Raw genomic sequence first — 20,760 nt, 5'->3', positions numbered from 1 at the left:
TTTTCTGTTTCATGCAGCGCGCCTTGAGCGGCGCTACTCGAGGTAGGTGTAGCCCTCGAGCCCCTCGTTGAGGCTCGCCGCGAAGCGCGCCTGCTCCGCTTCTGAAAAGCCGCTTTTGGTGAGTTGGTCGAACAGCTTGCGCTGCAGCACGCGAGCGTCGAAATTGACGTAGCCCAGCACGTTGGCCACCGTGTCGCCGGCCTGGGGGTTGGAGAAGACCCACTCGCCGCGCTCGTTGAGCGCCGCATCCACGGAGTCGGTGTCGCCGAAGAGGTTGTGCAGGTCGCCAAGGATCTCCTGGTAGGCGCCCACGAGGAAAAAGCCCAGCCAGCGCTCGTTTTCGTCGGGCCACTCGGGCAGCGGCAGGGTGCTCTCCACGCCCTGGCCGTCGACGTAGCTGTCGATACGCCCGTCGGAGTCGCATGTGATGTCCTGAATCACCGCGCGCCGGGTGGGCGGGGCGTCGAGCCCGGTCAGCGGCAGCACCGGGAAAATCTGCTCGATGCCCCACACGTCCGGCACCGACTGAAACAGCGAGAAGTTGACGAATAGCTTGTCGGCGAGCTTTTCGGCCAGCTCGTCGAGAATCTCGCGGTGGGCGCGGTTGCGGCTGTCCAGCTGGCCCTTGAGCCGCGCGCAGGCAGCCATGTAGAGCCGCTCGCCCTGGGCGCGGGCGTCGATGTTGGAAAGCCCCAGCACGAAGCGCTCATGTAGCTCGCTGACTGCCTGCAGCACGTCGTGCCACGCCTCGACCAGTACCCGCGGCTCCTGGGTCTCCTCCAACTGGTCGAACACCCGCCACAGCGCCTCGACCTGCGGGTCGTCGGTGTCATCGCGCGCCGGCGGCGTGTCGTCGATACGCTCCTCGCCGATCACGTTGGTGATCAGGACCGCGTGGTGGGCGGTCAGCGCTCGGCCGGATTCGCTGATCAGGTGCGGGGCGGGCAGATCCGCTTCCTGGCAAAGCTGAGCGAAGGCGTTGACCACGTTGCGGGCGTACTCGCGCATCGAGTAGTTGACCGAGCAGTCGCTTCTGGAGCGGGTGCCTTCGTAGTCGATGCCGAGCCCCCCACCGACGTCGACCGTATCGACCGGCGCGCCCAGCGCCACCAGGTTCTGGTAGAAGCGGGCGCACTCGCGCAGCCCGCGCTGGATATCGCGAATGTTGGCGATCTGCGAGCCGAGGTGAAAATGCACCAGCTGCAGGCTCTCCAGCGCGTTCTGGCTTTTGAGCGTTTCCACGACCTCGAGAATCTGACTGGCGGTAAGGCCGAACTTCGACTTCTCGCCACCCGTATTTTGCCATTTGCCCTTGCCTACCGAGGCGAGCCGGGCGCGCAGGCCGATGCGCGGGGTCACCTCGAGCTCGCGCGCCTCCTCGAGAATCATCGAAAGCTCGGAGAGCTTCTCGACCACCAGATACACCTTGTGACCCAGCTTCTCGCCCAGAAGCGCCAGGCGCACGTACTCGCGGTCCTTGTAGCCGTTGCACACGATCAGAGACGAACCGGCGTCGGAAAGCGCCAGCACGGCCAGAAGCTCCGGTTTGCTGCCCGCTTCGAGCCCCACGCGTCCGCTGCCGCGCTCGGCGGTGGCGAGAATCTCTTCGACCACGCGGCGCTGCTGGTTCACCTTGATCGGGTAGACCGCGGTGTAGCCGCCGGCGTAGTCGGCTTCCTGCATGGCGCCGTCGAAGGCGCTGCAAAGCTGCTCGACCCGGTCATGAAGAATGTCGCTGAACCGCACCAGCACCGGCAGGCGCAGCCCCGCGGCCTGAAGCTCGCGGGCCAGCGCGTTGAGCGGCAACACCGGCCCGTCGGTGTCGCTGCCCAGCGGCCTTACCAGCGCCTGGCCCTGGTCGTTGACGTCGAAGTAGCCGCTACCCCACTGATCGATGTTCCAGGTACGGCGGGCGCGCTGGGCGGCATTCGTTACGGTCAGCGATTCACTCATTAAGCAGTCACCTCGGGTAGCGGCAGCGCACCGTGTGCGATGCGCGCCTTCAAAATGGTGCGAAAACGCTCCGGGTCGTGGGGCGTCAGATCATGGGCCGGCGGGTCCACGTAAACCACTAAAAGCCGCGAGAGCCAGTAGCGAAGTGCCGTCATGCGCAGCATCACCGGCCACAGCGCGCGTTCGGCCTCAACAAACGCCCGGCGGGCGAGATAGGCGCCGAGCACGGCGTCGTAGCGCTCATGATTGAGCCTGCCATCGTCGTCCGTGGCCCAGTCGTTGATCACGATGGCGACGTCGAACAGCAGATCCCCGGTGCAGCCGTTGTAAAGATCGATGATACCGCCAAGCGTATCGCCCTCAAACAGCGTGTTATCGCGGAACAGATCGCCGTGCAATGCCCCGGTGGGAAGCTCGCCGTATTGATTGAACGCGGCCTCGAAATCATCGACCTCGTTTTTCATCAGCGTCTGATCTTCCGGGCTCAGGTATCCCAGCACCTTGTGGTGGACCGCCTGCAGCCAGTGAAGATCCCGCGGGTTGGGGCGCTGTCCGGGAAAGTGCTGGGAGACCACGTGAAGCCGCCCCAGCGCATCGCCCAGCGCCCGGCACTGGGCCAGGTTCGGGTGAGCGGGGTGGCTGCCCGGCATGCGCGGAAACAGCAGCGCCGGCTTGCCCGCCAGGCTTTGAAGCGCAATGCCTTCCCGGTCGTGCACCGGGCCGGGTACCGGAATGCGGTGCTCGTCCAGGTAATCCATCAGCTCGACGAAAAACGGCAGCTCCTCGTGCTCGCCCTGCTCGAACAGCGTCAGTACCAGTTCACGCCGGTCGGTGGTGACGAAAAAGGTCGAGTTTTCCGTGCCGCCGGCCACGCCCTTGAGCGCGGTGAGTCGGCCTGCGTCGAATTTTTCCAGAAAGGTAGCGACCTGCGCGTCGCCAAGCGGGGTGAATACTGCCATCGTTTTCTCGCCCGAATTTTTGAGCGCCCATTGTAGCGAGTCAGCGCGCCACTTGGCAGCGTTAAGACGATTTCATCGCTGTCTCTGCAATAGCGCCAGGGAGCGCGTATCATAAGGCCATCCGCATTTTGCGACCGCTACTCATCAATAGGGAACCCGGTTATGGCCCGCGCTCCAATCGTGCTCGTCGACGGCTCGTCGTATCTCTACCGCGCCTTTCACGCGCTGCCCCCGCTCAACGCCTCCAATGGCCAGCCCACCGGCGCCGTCAAGGGCGTCATCAACATGTTGAAGCGCCTGATCAAGGACTATCCGAAAAGCCCCATGGCGGTGGTCTTCGATGCCCCGGGCAAGACCTTTCGCGACGAGATGTACCGCGAGTACAAGGCCCACCGCCCGCCAATGCCGGATGACCTGAGAAGCCAGGTCCAGCCGCTGCACGACTGCGTGCGCGCACTTGGTCTTCCGCTTCTATGCATCGAAGGCGTCGAGGCGGATGATGTGATCGGCACGCTCGCCTTTCACGCGACCAAAGCCGGGCGCGACGCGGTGATCTCCACTGGCGACAAGGACATGGCGCAGCTGGTCAACGGCCACATTACGCTGGTCAACACCATGAAGGATGAAACCCTCGATGTCGCCGGGGTCGAGGCGAAATTCGGCCTGCCGCCCAGCTTGATCATCGATTATCTGGCGCTGATGGGCGACAAGGTCGACAACATTCCCGGCGTGCCCGGCGTGGGCGAGAAGACCGCGATCGGCCTGCTGCAGGGCATGGAAGGCGGCCTCGATATCATCTACGGCGATTTGGAGAGAGTGAAAACGCTGAGCTTTCGCGGTGCCAAAACGCTGCCGAAAAAGCTCGAGGAGCACCGCGAGCAGGCGTACTTGTCCTACCAGCTCGCCACCATCAAGACCGACTGCGAACTGCCGGTGGGCCTCGATGATCTCGAGATCGCCCATCCGGACCGCGAAAAGCTCACCGAGCTCTATAAGGCGCTGGAGTTCAAACAGTGGCTTGCCGAGCTGCTCGAAGGCCGCGACGAAGGCGTCGACGACGTGAAAGGCGGCGAGCCCGTCGCTGCAAACGCTGACGAAAGTGAGCCCACGCCGAGCGCGGCGCGCGAGGACCACGTCATCACTGAACAGACGGTTTTCGATAAGTGGCTAAAGCGACTGAAGAGCGCCAAGCGCTTCTGTTTCGATCTGGAAACCACCAGCCTCAACTACATGGAGGCGGAGATCGTCGGCGTGGGACTATGCCTGGAAGCGGGCGAGGCGGCCTACATACCGCTCGCCCACGACTACCTCGACGCGCCCACCCAGCTCGACCGCGACGAGGTGCTCGCCGCGCTCAAGCCGATTCTCGAAGGCACTGACGCCGTCAAGATCGGCCAGAACCTCAAGTACGACATCTCGGTGCTCGCCAACTACGACATTTCTGTGGCCGGGCCGCTTGCCGACACCATGCTGGCGTCCTATGTGCTCAACTCCACCGCCACCCGTCACGACATGGATTCGTTAGCGCTCAAGTACCTGGGCGAAAAAACGATTTCGTTTGAAGAGATCGCCGGCAAGGGCGCCAAGCAGCTCACCTTCAACCAGATCGCGCTCGAGGAGGCCGCGCCCTACGCCTGCGAGGACGTCGACATTACCCTGCGCCTACACGATACCCTGCGCCCCCTGGTCGAAGCCGAGGGGCGCCTGTCCGAGGTGCTGGATAAGCTGGAGCTGCCGCTGATCAAGGTGATCTCGCGTATCGAGCGCAACGGCGTAGCCATTGATGATGAGCGTCTGCACCAGCAGAGCCAGCAGCTCGATAAACGTATCCGTGAGCTCGAAAGTGAGGCGTTCGAACTTGCCGGGCGCGAGTTCAACCTCGGCTCGCCCAAGCAGCTCGGCGAGATTCTGTTCGAGGAGCAGAAGATTCCGGTGCTCAAGAAAACGCCCAAGGGCGCGCCCTCGACCGCCGAGGCGGTGCTGGAAGAGCTGGCGCTCGACTACCCGCTGCCCAAGGTGATCATGCAGCATCGCGGGCTCTCGAAGCTCAAATCGACCTACACCGACAAACTGCCCCGGCTGATCAACAAGGCCAGCAAGCGGGTCCACACCAGCTACCATCAGGCGGTCACCGCCACCGGGCGGCTCTCCTCCAGTGACCCGAACCTGCAGAACATCCCCATCCGAACGGAAGAGGGACGCAAGATCCGCCAGGCGTTCGTTGCCCGGCCTGGCTACAAGATCGTTGCCGCCGACTACTCGCAGATCGAGCTGCGTATCATGGCGCACCTTTCCGAGGACAAGGGCCTGCTGGAAGCGTTTGCCGAGAACCGCGACATCCACACCGCCACCGCCGCAGAGGTCTTTGGCACCTCGCTTGATAAAGTCACGGTCGATCAGCGCCGCAGCGCCAAGGCGATCAACTTCGGGCTGATCTACGGCATGAGCGCCTGGGGGCTGGGTAAACAGCTGCACATCGAGCGCGGCCAGGCCCAGACCTACATCGACCGCTACTTCGATCGCTACCCGGGCGTAGCGCGCTACATGGAGCGTATCCGACGCCAGGCCGCGGAAGACGGGTTCGTCGAAACCGTGCTGGGTCGGCGCCTGTACCTGCCGGAGATCCACTCGCAAAACCGCGCCCGCCGCCAGGGCGCCGAGCGCACCGCGATCAACGCGCCGATGCAGGGTACCGCCGCCGACATCATCAAGCAGGCGATGATCGACGTCGACGCCTGGCTTTTGGATAGCCAATTCGACGCGCTGATGGTCATGCAGGTGCACGACGAACTGGTGTTCGAGGTGAAAGAGGACCAGGTCGAGGCGTTCATCGAACAAGTGCAACAACGCATGCAGGGCGCGGCGGCGCTTAAAGTGCCGCTGATCGTCGAGGCAGAGACCGGCGATAACTGGGACGAGGCGCACTAGCGCGAGCGGTGCCCACAACGAAACGGCCCGCCGAATGGCGGGCCGTTCTGGTTCTGGCGAAAGCCTAGCGCCAGCCCACGCGGTCGAAAATACGCACCGCTTCCGGGTTGTTCTCGCCCAACAGGCTCATGTTGATGTCGTCGCGCTTGAAGTCGCCCCAGGAGTCGAGCAGCGGGTCCTTGGCCACGCCTTCGACCACCGGGAACTCGTAGTTGCGGTCGGCCAGAATCTCCTGAGCCTCATCGGAGGCCAGGAACTCCAGGAAACGAATGCCGTTTTCCGGGTTCTGGGCGTTGGCCACAAGGCCCGCGCCGCCGACGTTGACGTGGGTGCCCCGGTCGTCCTGGTTGGGGAACAGAATCTCTACCTTCTCGGCGGCTTCGCGCTCGGCGTCATCGTCGGAGTTCAGAAGGCGCGCGTAGTAGTAGTGATTCGCCACCGCCACGTCGCACTCGCCGCTGGCCACGCCGAGAATCTGGTCGGTGTCGCCGCCTTCCGGGTCGCGGGCCATGTTGTTCACCACGCCCTGAGCCCAGGCTTCGGCCTCTTCTGCGCCATGATGCTCGATGAGAGAGGCGAGCAGCGACTGGTTGTAGATGTTGTTCGACGAGCGAATGCACACGCGGCCTTCGAGGTCGGGCTCGGCCAGCGCCTCGTAGGTGGCGATGTCGCTCGAATCGACGGTTTCCGGGTTGTAGAAGATCACCCGCGCGCGCTGGCTGAAGCCGAACCACAGGCCTTCCGGGTGGCGCATCGCCTCGGGCAGGCGCTCGTTCAAGACCTCGGAATCCACGCTCTGGAACAGGCCGTCTTCTTCTGCGCGCCACAGCCGGCCCGCATCCACGGTCAGCATCACGTCGGCGGGGCTGGCGATGCCTTCACGCTGCATGCGCTCCATCAGCTGGTCGGAGTCGCCTTCCAACACGTTCACTTCGATACCGGTTTCATCGGTAAAGGCCTTGTAAAGCACCTCATCGGAGTCGTAGTGGCGAGCCGAGTAGATGTTGACCTCGTCGGCCTGGGCGCTGGCCGCGGCGCCCGCGCCGATCACGGCGGCGGCCAGGGGCGCCAAGGTCAGCGTTCTCTTCGTGACTGTGTTTTTCATACCTGTCTTCTTCATGATTGTTCTCCGTAAGGTAAATGGTTAGAGGGCTTATTATTTGATAATGGTTTTCATTCGCCGGTATTGAAACGGTTCCCCGCGTGCGGGTCAAGTCAAATGAAAACGAGACGCATCCGTTGATGTTAACGGATGAAAGCGCGGCGGATTGAAAATACAATGGCGCTTTTAACCCTGCGGCTTGCCCCTTTCCGAGAGTGCCCATGACCTCGTCTACTGCCCCCACCTTCGATTCGCCGGCGCTCGCGCTTCAGGGCATCGAGCACGCCTTCGGTGATCATCGCGTCGTCAAGGGCATCGATCTGGTGATCAACCCGGGAGAAGTCATGTGTTTGCTGGGGCCTTCCGGCTGCGGCAAAACCACGCTGTTGCGCATCGCCGCGGGCCTTGAAGCGGTGCAAACGGGGCGGGTGTGTCTCGACGGTGAAGAGATCGCCGGGCCCGGCCGAACGCACCGGCCGCCGGAGAAGCGAAGCGTGGGGCTGGCGTTTCAGGAGTCGGCGCTGTTTCCCCACCTGAGCGTGCTCGATAACGTCACCTTCGGGCTCAACCACCTGCCCCGGCGCGAAAGAGCGCCGCGGGCGCAGTCGCTGCTCGAACAGCTGGGCATGGCGGATCACGCCAGCCGCTACCCGCACATGCTCTCCGGCGGCCAGCAGCAGCGGGTGGCACTGGCCCGGGCGCTGGCGCCGAGACCCAATTTGATGCTGCTCGACGAGCCGTTTTCGAGCCTGGATGCCAGGCTTCGCGATCAAATCCGCGACGATACGCTCCACGTGCTCAAGCATCTTGGCACCGCCACGCTCTTGGTCACTCACGACCCGGAAGAGGCGATGTTCATGGCGGATCGTATCGCGCTGATGCGCGACGGCCAGATCGTTCAGACCGGCACGCCTTATGAGCTCTACTGCCTGCCGGTAGACCCCTTCGTGGTCACCTTCTTTGGCGAGGTCAACGAACTCGAAGGCGTGGTGAAAAACGGCCAGATAGAGACGTCGATCGGCACCTTGAAAGCAGAGTGGCTCGAGGACGACACTGCGGTGCAGGTGATGATTCGCCCGGAGGCGCTGCGCCTGAAAGCGCTCAATCTGCCCATTGGCGAGCACCGCGAAAGCCACGTGATCATGGCCAAGCTTCTGGGCCGGGCGAGCCTCGTGCATCTTTGCGCCCACGCCCAGAACGGTGAGGAAGCCCACCTGCACGCCCGCGTGCCCGGCGTCTACCTGCCCGCGCCCGGCCAGCCGGTGGAGATCGACCTGGATCACTCCCAGGTGTTCATTTTCCCGCGCCGCGGCGCATCGCCACGCTGAGCAGTATCACCGGCACGATGCCCGCCAGCACGATAGCGAGCGAGGCGGTCGAGGCCTCGGCCAGGCGCTCGTCCGAGGCCAGGCTGTGGGCGCGCACCGCCAGGGTGTCGAAGTTGAACGGGCGCAGGATCATCGTCGCCGGCAGCTCCTTCATCACGTCGACGAACACCAGAATGCCCGCCGCCAGAAGGCTCGAGCGCATCAGCGGCGTGTGTACTCGTCTTAGCGTGCTGCCTGCGGTGTGGCCCAGCGTGCGCGAGGCGGCGTCCATGCTCGGCGTCACCTTGCCAAGACTCGCCTCCACGGCGTTGAACGACACCGCGAGAAAGCGCACCACGTAGGCGTAGATCAAAATGAACGCCGAGCCGCTGAAGACGAGCCCCACGATTACCCCATAGCGGGCGTGCAGCCAGGCATTGAGCGTGCTATCGAGCCAGGCGAAGGGAATCAAGATGCCCACCGCTACCACCGAGCCGGGAATGGCATAGCCCATCGCCGCCACGCGGGTAAAGAGCCGGGCCGGCGCGGTGTCGTTTAGCCGCACGCTGTAGCTCAACACGACCGCCAGCCCCACCGCGATCAGCGCCGCGACGGCCGCCAGGCTCAGGCTGTTGAAGGCGAAGCGAAGAAAGCGAGTGCCCAACAGCGCATCGCCCTGGGTGAGCGCCAGGTGGAGCAGAATGCCGCCAGGCAGCAGAAAACCGACGACGACCGGCAACACACACGCAAGCGTGGCCGCCGCCGCTTTCCCCCCGGCCAGCCGATACTCCGGCAGCGGCTGGCGCTGACCTGCGGCGTGAAAGTAGCGCCGCTTGCCGCGCGACACCTGCTCCAAAAGCACCAGCACGATCACGAAGCTCAAAAGGCACGCCGCCAGCTGCGCGGCGGCCACCGGCTCGCCGAGTCCAAACCAGGTGCGGTAGATGCCGGTGGTGAAGGTATCCACACCGAAGAACTGCACCGCGCCGAACTCATTGAGCGTTTCCATCAATGCCAGCGACACCCCGCCCACCAGCGCCGGGCGTGAAAGCGGCAGCGCCACGCTGAAAAAGAGCCGCCAGGGCCCGCGCCCCAACGTGCGGCCTACATCCAGCATGCCCGCCGACTGCTCCAGAAACGAGGCGCGGGCCAAGAGGTAAACATACGGATAGAGCACGAAGGTGATCAGCGTCGCCGCCCCACCCAGCGAGCGAATGTTGGGGAAATAGTAATCGCCATACTGCCAGTCGAACCAGGCGCGCAGCGCGCTTTGAAACGGACCCGCCACCTGAAAGAAATCCGTGTAGGCGTAGGCGATCACGTAGGTCGGCACCGCCAGCGGCAGCAACAGCGCCCACTCGAAGAGGCGCTTACCCGGAAAGCGGCACATCACCACCAGCCACGCGCAGCCAGTGCCGATGATTAGCGTCCCGAGCCCGACCCCCAGCGTCAGCCACAGCGTATTGATTAGATAGCGCGGAAGAACGGTGCTCGCCAAGTGCCCCCAGATGCCGTCGGTCGGCACCAGCACGTGCCCGAGCACGATCAAGATCGGCAGCGCCACTGCCAGGGCTACGCCAAAAAGGGCCAAAGACCAGGGCGACAAGGCGCCAGCGAGTCGGCAGGCGGCCCGGGGCGAGCAGTGGGGGAGCGTCGACATGAAAGGCCTCCAGGGCGGCGCGTCAGTCCTTGAAACGAAAAAGCTTGAAACGAAAAAGCTTGAAACGGGAAAGCTTGAAACGAGAAAAGAGTGCGGCCGAGAATAATATCACCGCGCGAGAAGCGGCGCAGCCAGGAAAGGAGGACGGTGTGATGAGAGAAGCGTGGGCAGATCGAACAAGACGCCGCCGCCCGGAGGCGGCGGCAAGGGCTCAATAGCCGACCATCAGCCCCGGCAGGCCCGTGACCAGTACCGGGAAGAACGCCATCAGCACGCAGGCGATCAGAATCAGCGCGCAGAAGGGGATCACCGCCTTGTACAAGTCGACGATCTCCACTCCGGGCGGGGCAACGCCCTTGAGATAGAAAAGCGCGTAACCAAACGGCGGGGTGAGAAACGAGGTTTGCAGCACCACGGCGACCATCACCACGAACCAGAGCGGGTCGATCCCCATCTGCTCGATGATCGGCAGCATGATGGGAAAACTGAGCAGCACGATGCCCGTCCAGTCGAGAAACATCCCCAGCACGAACACCAGCAAAAACATCATGATCAGCGCGCCGGTGGTGCCGCCGGGCATGGCCAGCAGCAGATCCTGAATCACCTGCATGCCGCCGCCTCGCGAGAACACGCCGGTAAAGGCGGTCGCGCCCACCAGCACCAGCATGACCATGGTGGTGGTCTTGCCCGCGTCGATCAGCGTGCGGTAGCAGGTCGCAAGCTTGCGATCGCCGAAGATCAAAAACAGGATGAACGCGATCAGCACGCCGATCGCCGAGGCCTCGGTGGCAGTGGCGATACCGGTGAACAGCGCCCCCAGAACGCCGAGAATCAGCGCCATCGGCGGCACCACGTACTTGCCGAGCATTTTCAAGAGCTCGCCGGTACTCACCTCCGCGCGCTCTTCCTTTGGCACCGGCGGCCCATAGGAGGGCTTGAAGTGGCAGATGATCAGCACGTAAAGCGCGTACATCACGCCCAGCATGACGCCGGGCACCATGGCGCCGGCGAACAGCGCACCGACCGACACCGGCGAGTAGCTCGCCATCAAAATCAGCATGATGCTCGGCGGAATCAGGATCCCCAGGCAGCCACTGGCCATGATGACCCCAGCGCTGAGCTCCTTGTTGTAGCCATACTTGAGCATCGGCACCAGCGCGATCATGCCCATCACCGCAATCGAGGCGCCGACGATGCCGGTGGTCGCGGCCAACAGCACTGAAACGATGACCACGGTCAGCGCAAGCCCGCCGCGCAGGTTGGCCAGCAGCAGGCGCATGGCGTCGAACATGCGCTCGGTGACGCCGGAGTCGTTCAAAAACCTCGCCATGAGCACGAACAGCGGGATCGCCACCAGCACGTAGTTGTCCATGGCGTTGCCGAAAATGTTGTTGATCAGCGTGCCCAGCACTCGCTCGCCGGGGCCGACGAAGGCGCCGATCACCGCCACCCCGCCGAGCACAAAGGCGAGCGGATGACCCATGAACAGCCCGACCAGCAGGCCACCGAACATCACCAGCGCCAATAGCTCAGGACTCAAGTTCATGGGAGCGCTCCTCACGCAGGGCGATAACGGCGCGCAGTACGATCGCGATCGCCTGCAGTAGAATCAGCGCGGCGGCGAGCACGATCACGCCCTTGATGGGGTAGACCGGCAGCGCCACCATGCCGTAAGTCGTTTCGCCCCGGCTGAAGGCGCGCTCGAAAAACAGCCAGCCGTATTTCAGCATCATCCAGATGAAGGGCACGAAGAAGATCAGATAGCCCAGCAGGGTCAGCACCGCCTGGCGCTTGTGTGACAAAAGGCGCTTGAGCACGTCGACTTCGACGTGGGCGTGATGCTTGAGCCCGTAAGCAGCCATCAGCATGAAGTGGGCGCCAAACAGCATCTTGGTGACATCGAAGGCCCAGTCGCTGGGCCGCCCGAGAAAAAAGCGCGAGGCAATATCGTAAAGCACGATCAGGGTCATCACGGCGATCAGTGGCGCGATCAGGCGCCCGAACAGCTCGTTGAAGGCGTCGATCGCCTTGGCAATGGCATTCATGGAAGCCCTCCGCAGTCAGCTGAAAGCCCCGGCCTGGCCGGGGCGGTAAACGCGCCTTACAGGCAGGCTTCGATCTCTTCCAGTGACGGCAGGTTGTCCATGGTGCGGCTCATGTTGAAGGGGTAGGAGACGTCGCGCCAGGTGGCGTAATCCTGCAGATAGCTGACCATCGACTGGTAGACCTTGGCGTGGTCCGGGTTCTCGCAGGCGCCCTGAACGATCACGTCGTTGGTCACCTGCTGGATCTGCGCCAGATCCTCGTCGGAGAACTGGTTGATGGTCACGCCATCCTCGACGAACTTGCGGGTGGCTTCATTGGATTCGCGCTCGGACCAGGCCAGCGACCAGGCCATGGTGGCGTCGGCGGCGATGCGCAGCTTCTGCTGAGTATCCTCATCCAGCGCGTTCCAGGCGTCCATGTTGATCATCACGCCAAACACGCTGGCGGACTGGTGCCAGCCAGGTGTTGCCCAGTTGTCGGCCACTTCCGCGAAACCGGCCTTGTAGTCGACGCCGGGGGTGGAGAATTCGCCGGCGTCGATCACGCCACGCTCGATGGCCTGATACACCTCGCCGCCGGCCAGCGTCACCTGAGAGCCGCCCAGCTGCTCGAGCACGCGGCCCTGGTCACGCCCGGAAAGGCGCAGGCGCTTGCCTTCGAGATCGGCGATGCTCGCGATCGGCGTACGGCCCATGAAGCCGGACTCGTTGTTGGTGATGCCGTAGGGCAGGTACATCATGTTGAACTGGCCGTAGATCTCCTCATACATCTCGCGTCCGCCCCACTGCTGAATCCAGTTCAGGTAGTCCACGCCGTTGAACAGGCTCGTGGTGGTCGCAAGCGGTGAGAACGCCGGGTTGAGCCCCGCCCAGTAGCCGGGCCAGTCGCCGGCGGCCTCGATGCTGCCGGTTTCGGTGGCGTCGAACACTTCGGTGCCCGGCATCAGGGTACCGCCGGCGCGAAAGTTGATCTGAAGTTCCTCGCCGGCCAACTGATTGACCAGCTCCACCCAGTGACGGTCGATCTGAATCAGATCCAGGTTATCCGGCCAGGTGGACGTCATGGTCCACTGCTCTTGAGCCTGGGCAGTGGAGGCGAACAGCACGCCCGTGGCGAGGGCCGTGAGGGTAAAACGCGAGGCAAGTTTCATGATGTGTTCCCTGTTAGCGTGTGGTGTTGTTGATATTGGCAAACGGTCAGGAAAGCGAGCGCAGGTTTACGTATACGTAAATTTGGGTGCGCCACAGCGATAAGCTAGCATACTCGCCAGGCCCGCGCGCCATAGCCGATGGTGGTAGATCGCCCGCGCCATGGAAGTTGGTTAACGCCGCGTTTTTGATTATTAAATAGTGGGTGGTCGCGAGTTGATCCGACCTGTTGAAAAGTGAGCCGATGTCGCAAACCTCAGAATCGTTGAAAGATCGCTTGATGTACGTGGGCGAGCGGTCACTGGGCTCGCTTTGCAGAGAGCCGCTGTGAGCGGGGCGCTCGAGCGCCACGTTGGCGCGCTGGTAGCCCACTCGTATCGCCTGGAGCGGCGCCGCTGGCGCCAGCTGGTATGGCTCGAAGGCGAGCCCGCCGCGTGCCGGCGGGCGGCGCTGGCGCTTTGGCACGCCCGCGCCTGGCGAGCGCCGCTCTGGGTCGCGGACCCGAAGGAGGCGCCAGTCGAAGCACTTTCGAACAAAAAGGTGCATCGCCGGCTGGGGGGCGAGCATCAGCTGGTTATCCTTGACGTAAGCGGAAGCCAGGGGCTGGATCCGGACATGCTGGGCGTGTTGGCAGGGACGCTGAGCGCCGGCGGGCTCTGCGTGCTGATCACGCCCGCCGGGTGGGGCCGCGCGCCGGACCCGGACTATGCCCGCCTGAGCGACTACCCCCGCGCCTGGGTGTCGCTCACCGCGCGTTATCTCGCGCGCCTGGCCGGGATATTGAAAGCCTCTCACCACATCGTGCGCTGGCAGCCCGGCGTCGGACTCAAGCTTGCCCGGCTCGGCGCGAGCGGTGCGCCCGGTCTTGTCTGCCGGGACACGGCGTGTCGCACCGGTGACCAGGCGCAGGTGGTCGACCAGCTCGTTCGTTTGAAGCGCCGCCGGCCGCTGGTGATCACCGCCGACCGCGGACGGGGCAAAAGCGCGGCGCTCGGCATTGCCTGCGCGCGGCTTTTGCACAGCGGCGTGAGCGAGATCGTCGTCACCGCGCCGTCGCGCGAGGCGATCCAAAGCCTGACGGAGCGGCTGGAGGCGCTCTGCCCGCAGGGCGCGTGGCAAACGCCGGATCACTTTGCGCTGCCAAGCGGCCAGGCACTTCGCTACCTGGCGCCCGCCGCGCTCGACGCGCAGGTGCAGGCGGGCGGTGAAGGCGGCGACGGCGCGTATCTTCTGGTCGACGAGGCGGCGGCGCTTCCCGCTGCGCTGCTCGCGCGCTGGCTCGACGCCTTTCCCCGCGTAGCGTTTGCCTCCACCGTGCACGGTTACGAAGGCTCCGGGCGCGGCTTTGCGCTTCGCTTTCGCGACGTGCTCGACCGCCGCACGCCGCTCTGGCGCGCCGCCAAATTGCAAACGCCGGTGCGCTGGGCCGCATTCGATCCGCTGGAGGCGATCGTCAAGCGGCTGCTGCTGCTCGACGCGCCACTGCCCACCGCCGAGCCCGCGGCCGCGCTGGTTGCGCGCGCGCTTTCGCCGGCGGCGCTGGCCGCCGCGCCGGCGCTGCTGGAGAAGCTCTTCGGGCTTTTGGTGCAGTCGCACTACCGCACTGCGCCGTCCGATCTTCGTCAGCTGATGGACGGCCCCGGCGTCGGGTTTCGCGTGATCGGCGAAGAGGAGCCCCAGGCCGTGCTGGTCACGTTCGAGGAGGGCGGTTTCGACACGACGCTTGCCGATGACGTGGCCCGAGGCGAGCGTCGCCCGCGCGGGCATCTGCTGGCCCAGTCGCTGGCCGCCCACACCGGCAGCCGCGCCGCGCTCGAAGCTCGCTGGCGCCGCGTGGCGCGGGTGGCCACCCACCCGGAGCGTCGCCGCGAGGGGCTCGGGCGCGCGCTGATCGAGGCGGATATGCGCGACGCCCGGGCGCAGGGCGTTGCGCTTTACGGCGCTACCTTCGGCGCCGAGGCCTCGCTTCTGCGCTTCTGGCGGGCGCTTGGCTTTTTGCCGGTGCGCCTGGGCGTCACTCAGGAAACGTCTACCGGCGAGTACGCGGTGATGGTCGCCCGCGCGCTGAACGCTCAGGGCGAGGCGGTGCTGGCGTCACTCAGAGCGGGCTTCGAGGCGAGTCTTTCGAGCCTTCTGGCGTTTGAGCTGACCGCGCTGCCCGCCAACGTCGTCCCGCAGCTTTTGAGCGACGCCGCGCCGGCGCTCAACGCGCGCGAGCAGCAGGACGCGCAGGACGTCGCCTACGCGCACCGCGACCCGGCGCTCGCCAGGGCCTCGCTCCAGGCGCTGGCGCGCTGGGCGAGCGCGGACATCGAGCGCGCCGGCTGCGCTGATGAGGCGCTTCGTGCGAGTCTCGAAACGCTGACCGCCTGGGCGTTTCAGAACCGCGCGCCCGCGCGCGCGCCGCGCGAGGCGAACCAGCGGCTGCGCCAGGCGGTGCGGGCGCTGTGTGAGGCCACTCTTTCGCCGGGCGAGCCGCAGCGGTAGAGTAGGGCGGTTACGGATCAAAAAGAGCTCACATGAACGCACACCTGGACGCGCTGGAACCCACGCTGGTATGGCGCCACTTTCGTACGCTGTGTAACACGCCCAGGCCCTCCGGCCGGGAAGCCGCGCTGGTCGCGACGCTCGAAACCTGGGCCGAGGCGCTTGGCCTGGCCCACGACCGCGACGACTTCGGCAACCTGCGCATCAAAAAACCGGCAAGCCCCGGGTGTGAAAGCGCCCCCGGCGTGATCCTTCAGGGCCATCTGGACATGGTCGCCCAGGCCAATGCCGATACCCCCCACGATTTCGATAACGACCCGATCCGCACCTACGTCGACAGCGGCTGGCTGCACGCCGATGGCACGACCCTGGGCGCGGACAACGGTCTTGGCGTGGCGGCGATTCTGGCCGTGCTCGAGGATGACACTCTCACCCATGGCCCGCTGGAGGCGCTCTTTACCCTGGAGGAGGAGACCTCCATGGGCGGGGCGCTGAATCTTTCCGAGAACTGGCTGGACGGGTCGCTTCTGCTCAACCTGGACAGCGAAGAGCGCGGTGAGGCCTACATTGGCTGCGCGGGCGGCGCCGACGTCATGGTCGATGCGCGCCTGCCGGGCAAGGCGCTGGCCGAGCGTGAGACGGTGATCGAACTTGCGCTGACCGGGCTCAAGGGCGGCCACTCGGGGATCGATATCCACAAGCCGCTGGGCAACGCCAACCGCCTGCTGGTGCGGGCGCTGCGGGCCCTCGATATGCTCGACGCCCGCCTGATCGACTACAAGGGCGGCACGCTGCGAAACGCCATCCCCCGCGAAGCCTTTGCGACGCTGGCGCTGCCCATCGATGAGCTCGACACCGCGTTCGACAAGATCGCAAGGCTCGAAGAGGTGCTGAAAGCGGAGCTTGGCAGCGGTGACCCGAACGTGTCGCTCAAGGCGCGCCGTGTCGAGGCCGTGGTCGAGGCGGAGCCCTTGACTCACGATGCCAGCACCATGCTGATCTCGGCGCTTTACGCCGCCCCCTGTGGCGTCGAGCGCATGAGCGCCGACGTCGAGGGCGTGGTCGAAACCTCGAACAACCTGGGCGTTTTGAACCTCGAGCAGGGCCGGCTGCACCTGTGCGCTTTGGTGCGCTCGCTGCACGACAGCGCCGCCGAGGCGCTGGCCGACCGCTTCAGCGCGCTGTTCGGTTTGATGGGCGCGCGGGTCAAGGTGGAAAACGGCTACCCGGGCTGGGCGCCGAATCCGCAAAGCGCCCTGCTTGCAACCTTCAAGGCGCGCCATCAGGCGGTGTTGGGTTCTGAGCCCGCGGTGAAGGTGATCCACGCCGGGCTCGAGTGCGGCATTCTCGGCGCCAAGTATCCCGATCTTGACATGATCTCCTTCGGCCCGCTGATTCGTGGCGCCCACTCGCCGGACGAGCGGGTCGAGCTCGCCTCCGTGACGGAGTTCTGGACGATGCTGCGCGCGCTGATCGAGGCGCTGGCAGAAAAACGCTAGACGCGTACGGTGTAAAAGCACGAAGCAAAACGGCGCCCCAGGGCGCCGTTTTTCGTTCCAACCGCCGAAAAAGCGGCGACGTGTGTACTGGTCGAGCGGTGTTATTTGCTCAGATAGGCGTTGAGCATCCACACGGTCTTTTCCTGCTCGCGGATGTAGTCGCCGGCCTGAGACGCGGTGCCTTCATCGTCGGCGTCGGAGGCCAGCGCCAGCACTTCGCGCTGCAGTGCGATCAGCGTCTGGTAGCCGTCGAGCACGCCTTTTACGCAGGTCTGGCCGTCGAACACGTCCTTGTCTTCCTGAATGCGCGAGAGCTTGGCGTAGTCGCTGTAGGCGTGCACCGGCTTGTGGCCCAGGGTCAGGATGCGCTCGGCGACTTCGTCGACCTTGGTCAGAAGGTCGGTGTAGAACTCCTCGAACTTCTCGTGCAGCTGGAAGAAGTCGTTACCCTTCACGTTCCAGTGATAGCCGCGCACGTTCATGTAAAAGATCTGGTAGTTGGCCAGCAGGTGGTTCAGCTTCTCGGCGAGCTGGCTGGCGCTGTCTTCGTGTAGACCAATGCTGTTGAACTCGGACATCACTACGTCTCCATGTAAGCCGTTAAACGGGTGTCGATTCGTTCAAAAAGGTTAGCGCACGCTGGATACGCGATAAAACGAGTTTTGCGTATCGCCTTCATAGCGTAGCGGTATCGCGCGCCTATGCCTTGGATGTGCAGGCGAACGCGCGGGTTTTCAACCGCCGCTTGCGGTAGGGCGGTTTTGGAAGAGCCGCACCACGCCTTCACAGCGCGCGCTCAACAGCTCGGCGGTGCGCGGTAGCGCCTCCTCGAGGCTCATCGGGCCGTCGGCCAGGGCGAAGGCGGCGGTGACGCCTTCATCAAAACACGCCTGCCAGCCGTCGCCCAGACTTCCCGCCAGCACCACCACCGGTTTGCCCAAGCGCTTCGCCGCCCGCGCCACGCCGATCGGCGTTTTGCCAGCCAGACTCTGGCCGTCCAGGCGGCCTTCGCCGGTGATGACCAGGTCTGCCTGCTCGATCAGCGCGGGCAGATTCGCCTGGCGCATGATGATCTCGATGCCGGGCTTGAGCGTCGCGCCGAGAAAGCTCGCCGCGGCAAAGCCCATGCCACCGGCCGCCCCGGCGCCGGCGAGCTCGCGAAGATCGTCACCCAGTGCCTGGGCACTGACGTCGGCAAAGCGCGCAAGGGCTGCGTCGAGTGCGGCGACATCGTCCGGGGTGGCGCCTTTTTGCGGGCCGAACACGGCGCTGGCGCCGCGCTCACCCAAAAGCGGGTTGTCCACGTCCACCGCCGCTTCCACGGTAAGCCCCGCCAGGCGCGGGTCGAGCCCGGAGAGATCGAGCGTTTCGAGCTCGGCAAGTGCCGCCCCGCCCGGGGCCAGGGCGTTGCCTTCGCGGTCTTTAAGCGTAGCGCCGAGGGCCTGGAGCATGCCGGCGCCGACGTCGTTGGTGGCGCTACCGCCGAGCAGCAACAGCGCCTTCTCGGCGCCGGCGTCGAGTGCGGCCCGGAACAGCTCGCCGACGCCGAAGGTGCTGGTGTGCAGGGCGCTGCGCTCGGCACGCGACAGGTGCTGCAGGCCGCTCGCTTCTGCCAGCTCGATAAATGCGGTACGCTCGCGGGCAAGCCAGCCCCAGCGTGCCAAGCGGGCCCGGCCGAGGGCGTCCTGAACCGTGCACTCGCGCCGCTCGGCGCCGGTGGCGCTGATCAGCGCCTCGAGACTTCCCTCGCCGCCGTCGGCCAGCGGGCAGGGGTGCACGGCCGCCGTCGGACACGCCCGCTTGACGCCTTCGGCCATGGCGTGAGCGGCGGCGTCGGCGCCGAGGGCATCCTTGAAGCTATCCGGGCAAAGCACGACGTTCATTAACGCGATCTCCATAAAACCTTATAGTGAATTTATTGTCTGGAAATAGGGCTTTAAATCACCGCTCTGGCAGTGAGCTTAGCGCGGCGCGGCGGTGCGCACCAGGCTTGGCGGGCCTTTGATAAAAACCGGCGCGAACGCCGAGGGAGCACCCATGAAGCCACGACAGATTAAGTCACGACCAATGATGCTGGTTTTGCTGCTGGCGCTGGCGGGCTGTCAGACAACGCCGGATCGGCTGCCCCGCGCCGAGCCTGCCCCGGCGCCTTCGTGCTACTTTCCAACCCAAGGCGTGGCGGGCGAGGAGGTGCTGCGCCAGAGCGTGGCGCTGCTCGAGCAGTGGGAGTTCGAGCTCGACAACACCGATACCGCGCTTGGCCTGATCAGTGCGAGCAAAGAGCGCGAGCTGATCGGCTATTACGACCCCTATGACGGCGACTACGGCTCCGGCGTGCGCGTGTTTGGCGGCCTGGGCCTTGGCCATCGCTCATCGATAGGGCTGGGGCTTGGCTTTGGCGGCGGCATTGGCCAGCGCCCGGTGGAGAGCGAGCGGGTGAGCGTACTGGTACAAAACGATCACGTGCGCGTCTCCCGCGATATTCGCCGCTTCGATCACCTGCGCGACCTGCGCGAGTCGCGCAGTGCCAGCGACGACGATTTCTGCCGGCGCTTTCAGTCGGCGCTGCCCGCCTTCGACACCGGGAGCCGCTTATGAGGCGTTCATCCAGCATCAAGGCTGTGGCGCTGGTGCTCGCCACCGCGCTACTCGCCGGCTGCGCCACCCCCCTGCCGGCAAACCCGCGCGAGCTTCGCTTCAACGCCACGCCAGAGCGCACCTTTCGCGAGGCGGTGGATTTGATGGTGGCTCAGGGCTACGTGATTCGCCACGCGGACCTGGCGCTTGGCCGCGCCGAGGCCTCGCTTGCCCGCTGGCCGGAGTATCGCCTGCTGCTGCGCGTCGAGCCTTCTGGTGCGCCCCGAGGCGCTGCCGGACAGGGCACTTCGGATCAGACCGCATCGAGCCAGGTGAGCGTCTCGGCGCTGCGCGGCGCCACGCCGCTGGCGCCGTACCTGCTCGACCCCTGGCTCGTCGAGCTGCAGCAGCGGCTGGGAGAGGCACCTTGAACCGTTCTGCGTTAACACGCGCCTTGCTTGCGGCCGGCTCACTTTTGTTGGCCAGCGGCGCGCAGGCCCACCCCCACGGCTGGATCGATCTCAGTGTGACGGTCGTGACCGATGAGCAGGGCCGCGTCACCGCCTTCGACCAGATCTGGCGGATGGACCCGTTCTACAGCCTGATCGTGTTCGACGAGCTGCGAAACGTGGCGGACGCCACCTTCGAGGAGGGACTCGACCAGCTCGGTCAGGACATTCGCGACAACCTTTCGGCGCAGCACTACTTCACACAAGCTTGGCTCGACGGCGAGCCGCTGGCGCTGGGCGAGGTGAGCGAGTACACCACCTATGAACGTGATAGCCGCCTGGTGTACATGTTCTCGCTGCCGCTGGCCGAGCCCGTTGCCCTCGATGATGCGCGGCTCGAGTACCAGATCTATGACCCGACCTACTACATCGAAATGGTCCACGAGGAGCAGGATGGCGCCCCAGCCGAAAGCGCGCTGACGCTTGCTGGCGATGAGACGTCCTGCGCGCTCGGCGTCACCCAGGCCAGCCCGGACCCGGAGCTCGTGCTGCAGGCCGCGCTGCTGGACAAGGGCGATGAGGGGGAGCCGGAGCTCGGTCGCTACTTTGCCGAAACCGGCCATATCGACTGCAGTGAATCCTGAG

At 64.9% G+C, this 20,760-nt stretch carries 16 protein-coding genes; 7 read left to right on the top strand and 9 right to left on the bottom strand.

What is annotated here, in order from left to right:
- Positions 1 to 33: 33 nt before the first annotated feature.
- Positions 34 to 1,953, bottom strand: a complete 1,920-nt coding sequence (gene speA, locus RN347_RS14305) for a biosynthetic arginine decarboxylase (protein ID WP_311958669.1) — start codon at positions 1,951 to 1,953, stop codon at positions 34 to 36.
- Positions 1,953 to 2,912 (bottom strand): homoserine kinase, encoded by a 960-nt coding sequence (locus tag RN347_RS14300; protein WP_311958668.1) that lies wholly within the window; start codon positions 2,910 to 2,912, stop codon positions 1,953 to 1,955. Before RN347_RS14300 ends, speA begins: the two co-directional genes overlap by 1 nt.
- A 162-nt stretch (positions 2,913 to 3,074) precedes the next feature.
- Here RN347_RS14300 and polA point away from each other — a divergent pair, with 162 nt between their 5' ends.
- Positions 3,075 to 5,840, top strand: a complete 2,766-nt coding sequence (polA, locus tag RN347_RS14295; RefSeq protein WP_311958667.1) for a DNA polymerase I — start codon at positions 3,075 to 3,077, stop codon at positions 5,838 to 5,840.
- A gap of 64 nt (positions 5,841 to 5,904) precedes the next feature.
- Here polA and RN347_RS14290 read toward each other — a convergent pair whose 3' ends face one another.
- Complete coding sequence (locus RN347_RS14290; protein ID WP_311958666.1) at positions 5,905 to 6,960, bottom strand: Fe(3+) ABC transporter substrate-binding protein; 1,056 nt, start codon at positions 6,958 to 6,960, stop codon at positions 5,905 to 5,907.
- A gap of 203 nt (positions 6,961 to 7,163) precedes the next feature.
- On the opposite strand from RN347_RS14290, the gene RN347_RS14285 reads away from it, so the two are divergent.
- A complete protein-coding gene (locus tag RN347_RS14285) occupies positions 7,164 to 8,270 on the top strand; it encodes an ABC transporter ATP-binding protein (RefSeq protein ID WP_311958665.1) in 1,107 nt (368 codons plus the stop codon).
- Here the strand turns inward: RN347_RS14285 and RN347_RS14280 are convergent.
- From RN347_RS14280 to dctP, 4 genes are all read right to left on the bottom strand, one after another.
- Positions 8,236 to 9,909, bottom strand: coding sequence for an iron ABC transporter permease (locus tag RN347_RS14280; RefSeq protein WP_311958664.1), 1,674 nt, complete (start codon positions 9,907 to 9,909; stop codon positions 8,236 to 8,238). The genes RN347_RS14285 and RN347_RS14280 overlap by 35 nt on opposite strands.
- 211 nt (positions 9,910 to 10,120) lie before the next feature.
- Positions 10,121 to 11,455, bottom strand: coding sequence for a TRAP transporter large permease subunit (locus tag RN347_RS14275; protein ID WP_311958663.1), 1,335 nt, complete (start codon positions 11,453 to 11,455; stop codon positions 10,121 to 10,123).
- Positions 11,439 to 11,954: a TRAP transporter small permease subunit gene (locus RN347_RS14270; protein WP_263586132.1), complete on the bottom strand. Its 516-nt coding sequence runs from the start codon at positions 11,952 to 11,954 to the stop codon at positions 11,439 to 11,441. Before RN347_RS14270 ends, RN347_RS14275 begins: the two co-directional genes overlap by 17 nt.
- Before the next feature lie 56 nt (positions 11,955 to 12,010).
- The gene (dctP, locus tag RN347_RS14265) at positions 12,011 to 13,105 is read right to left on the bottom strand and encodes a TRAP transporter substrate-binding protein DctP (protein WP_311958662.1); all 1,095 of its coding nucleotides are present in this window, start codon (positions 13,103 to 13,105) and stop codon (positions 12,011 to 12,013) included.
- A 325-nt stretch (positions 13,106 to 13,430) separates the two neighbouring features.
- On the opposite strand from dctP, the gene RN347_RS14260 reads away from it, so the two are divergent.
- Both RN347_RS14260 and RN347_RS14255 read left to right on the top strand, forming a co-directional pair.
- Complete coding sequence (locus RN347_RS14260) at positions 13,431 to 15,590, top strand: GNAT family N-acetyltransferase (protein ID WP_311958661.1); 2,160 nt, start codon at positions 13,431 to 13,433, stop codon at positions 15,588 to 15,590.
- A gap of 32 nt (positions 15,591 to 15,622) precedes the next feature.
- A complete protein-coding gene (locus tag RN347_RS14255) occupies positions 15,623 to 17,089 on the top strand; it encodes an aminoacyl-histidine dipeptidase (RefSeq protein ID WP_311958660.1) in 1,467 nt (488 codons plus the stop codon).
- Positions 17,090 to 17,190: 101 nt separating this feature from the next.
- On the opposite strand, the gene RN347_RS14250 is transcribed toward RN347_RS14255, so the two are convergent.
- Together RN347_RS14250 and RN347_RS14245 are read right to left on the bottom strand one after the other, a co-directional pair.
- Positions 17,191 to 17,667 carry a Dps family protein gene (locus RN347_RS14250; RefSeq protein ID WP_263586136.1) on the bottom strand — a complete coding sequence of 159 codons (477 nt, stop codon included), beginning with the start codon at positions 17,665 to 17,667 and terminating at the stop codon, positions 17,191 to 17,193.
- Between the two features lie 156 nt (positions 17,668 to 17,823).
- Positions 17,824 to 18,972 (bottom strand): glycerate kinase, encoded by a 1,149-nt coding sequence (locus tag RN347_RS14245; protein WP_311958659.1) that lies wholly within the window; start codon positions 18,970 to 18,972, stop codon positions 17,824 to 17,826.
- A 154-nt stretch (positions 18,973 to 19,126) separates the two neighbouring features.
- Between RN347_RS14245 and RN347_RS14240 the strand changes: the two genes are divergently transcribed.
- Genes RN347_RS14240 through RN347_RS14230 form a run of 3 tightly spaced genes read left to right on the top strand, consistent with a single transcriptional unit; the run spans position 19,127 to position 20,759 of the window.
- A complete protein-coding gene (locus RN347_RS14240; RefSeq protein ID WP_311958658.1) occupies positions 19,127 to 19,687 on the top strand; it encodes a hypothetical protein in 561 nt (186 codons plus the stop codon).
- Complete coding sequence (locus RN347_RS14235) at positions 19,684 to 20,097, top strand: hypothetical protein (protein ID WP_311958657.1); 414 nt, start codon at positions 19,684 to 19,686, stop codon at positions 20,095 to 20,097. Before RN347_RS14240 ends, RN347_RS14235 begins: the two co-directional genes overlap by 4 nt.
- On the top strand, positions 20,094 to 20,759 hold the full coding sequence (locus RN347_RS14230; protein WP_311958656.1) for a DUF1007 family protein: 666 nt from the start codon (positions 20,094 to 20,096) through the stop codon (positions 20,757 to 20,759). The genes RN347_RS14235 and RN347_RS14230 overlap by 4 nt, the downstream gene beginning before the upstream one ends.
- Position 20,760: the final 1 nt, after the last annotated feature.

Source organism: Halomonas sp. PAMB 3264, from assembly GCF_031954245.1.
GTDB lineage: Bacteria > Pseudomonadota > Gammaproteobacteria > Pseudomonadales > Halomonadaceae > Vreelandella.
Note: the sequence above shows the minus strand (reverse complement) of the source record. Positions and strands in the feature narration are given on the sequence as shown.